Below are 2,435 nucleotides of genomic sequence, written 5' to 3'. Positions count from 1 at the left end.
CATTAGGCGCCGCTCGCGCATCCTGTTGTGCGGACACTCGGACGGCCGCTTTGTATCTTTAAGCAGTCGTAGTATTGACGATGATGAACTCCTGGCTGTTCGATCAGTGCACTCAAATTTGCTGATTCCCGCCACGGATGTCCGATGGAGTGAGTTCGAACCACTGGCGGCATGCACGCGACAACGCGGATTGCGCAGGAAAGCCGAGCAGCAATGAAATTTGGCCGATCGTCAGCCGGGTATTTTGAAGGTAGTGGACTGCGAGCTGCTTGCGAACATCGTCCTTGAGTATCTCGAAGCTCGTGCCCTCCTCCGAAAGACGACGCTGAAGCGTTCTCGGATGCAGTGCAAGCAGTTCGGCGACACCGGACTTGTCGGAACTCGACGTGCCGAGCGTCTGCCGCAACACCTGGCGGACGCGATCTGACGCGCTGCCCTGCGCCGCACCAAAATTCCGGAAAATATAGTCTTCCGCGATCTGATGAAACGAGGCATTCGCCCCCTGGACATTGGCGGCAAACGTATCGCGCGCAATGTGCAACGTGGCGCCCGCCGGCTCCTCCAGCAGTTTCGCCCCGAAAAAGCGCTCGTACACCGCGCGGCTGACGGCAGGTTCGTGCGGTATCGATACCGCGCGCAGGTCATATTTGTCTCCCGCAAAGAGCCGCAGGAAATTGTGTGCATCCGCGAGGCAAAGGTCACTGTTTTGTCGCGTAACGACGGGACCGGTCAGGTGAACGTCGACGGACACCGCGACCGTGTTCTTCACGAGCGGGCTACGCTCGTTGACCGACACGATGATTCCCGGACTGTGCACGAACAGGTATCGAATCACATCGTTCAGGGCATCCCGGATTGTGGGCGCATTGCGCAGCACGATACTCAACGGACCGAGCACGTCGATGCTCTGATGCGAAGACAGGCGCAGCCCAAAATCACCGCACCTCGTCACTTCGGCGCTGGCTTCCAGCAGATGCGTGGCCGAGCGAAGCGATATCAACGTATCGTCCCGGTCCAGTGACTCCTCGGCAATGTGGTACCGGCGCAGCAGCGGTATGGGATCGTGGCCCATGTTGCGCATCAGTGCCGGGTAGCCGCGCAGGCCACTTGCTCTCACTAACGGATCCATGTCTCAAAATGTAAAACACTAGTCTCATGACGTCAAACGTTCGGGCGGGGTCAGGGCTAGAGTGCGGGTGTCGATCATCATCAGCGAGGAGGCATCCGGTGAACACCGACTACGACGTCCTGATCATTGGCGCCGGCATTTCCGGTATCGGCATGGCGTGCCACCTTGCCAGAAAATGCCCGGAAAAGCGCGTCACGATTCTTGAGCGCCGCAATGCGATTGGCGGAACATGGGCCCTGTTCCGTTATCCGGGTATTCGGTCTGATTCGGACATGTTCAGCTTCGGCTATGCGTTCCGGCCGTGGCACGACTACAAGGTCCTCGCCGACGGGCCGTCGATCCGGCAATACATTGCCGACACGGCGCGCGAGCATGGTGTCGACCGCCTCATTCGCTTCGGCGTCAAAATCGAGGACGCGAACTGGTCGACGGAGCAGCTCCGCTGGACGGTCAATGCGCGCCATGAAGACAGTGGAGAAACATTGACCTTCACCTGCCAGTACCTGATTCCGTGCACGGGCTATTGCAACCACGACCGCGGATATCTGCCGCATTTTCCGGGGCAAGAGCGATTCGGCGGCTTGCGCATCCATCCGCAGCACTGGCCCGTGGATCTCGACTATCGCGGCAAGCGTGTCGTGGTGATCGGCAGCGGCGCAACGGCCGTCACGCTCGTGCCCGCCATGGCCGGCCGGGCCGCTCACGTCACGATGCTGCAGCGCTCGCCGAGCTACATTTTTTCGGTGCCGGCCTACGACAAGATCTCCGCGGTGCTGGATCGCGTGCTGCCGACCCAGTGGGTGTACGCAATGGCCCGCTGGCGCAACATCGGGCTGCAACGTCTCATCTACAAGGCCGCCAAACGCTGGCCGCGCCGCATCCGGTCGTGGCTGCTGGCCCACGTCGAGAAGCAGGTCGGCGGCGGCACGGACATGCGTCACTTCACGCCAGCGTACAACCCGTGGGACGAGCGGCTGTGCGCGGTTCCGGATGGCGATCTGTTCACGGTCATCCGCGAGGGAAAGGCATCCGTCGTGACCGACCACATCGAAACGTTCACGGAAAACGGGATTCTCCTGAAATCCGGCAAGGTGCTCGACGCTGACATCGTGGTCACGGCGACCGGCCTGCAACTCCAGTCGCTCGGCGGCATGAAGCTGCACGTCGACGGACGACAGATCGACGTCAGCAAGGTCATGACCTACAAGGGCGTCCTGCTTCAGGACGTTCCCAATTTCGCCTATCTGTTCGGTTACACGAACGCGCCATGGACGCTGAAAATCGACATGGCGGCCGCCTATGTCTG

Annotated in this window: 2 protein-coding genes; one reads left to right on the top strand and one right to left on the bottom strand. The window is 60.6% G+C overall.

Translation table 11 applies throughout. The features are described from left to right. Positions 1 to 112: 112 nt before the first annotated feature. Positions 113 to 1,129, bottom strand: a complete 1,017-nt coding sequence (locus NCR39_RS29480) for an AraC family transcriptional regulator (protein WP_250456319.1) — start codon at positions 1,127 to 1,129, stop codon at positions 113 to 115. Between the two features lie 98 nt (positions 1,130 to 1,227). Here NCR39_RS29480 and NCR39_RS29475 point away from each other — a divergent pair. After that, the coding region (locus NCR39_RS29475; protein ID WP_250456318.1) for a flavin-containing monooxygenase at positions 1,228 to 2,435 on the top strand (1,208 nt) is incomplete at its 3' end.

It is taken from the genome of Caballeronia sp. ATUFL_M2_KS44, assembly GCF_023630965.1.
Lineage (GTDB): Bacteria > Pseudomonadota > Gammaproteobacteria > Burkholderiales > Burkholderiaceae > Caballeronia > Caballeronia concitans.
Note: the sequence above shows the minus strand (reverse complement) of the source record. Positions and strands in the feature narration are given on the sequence as shown.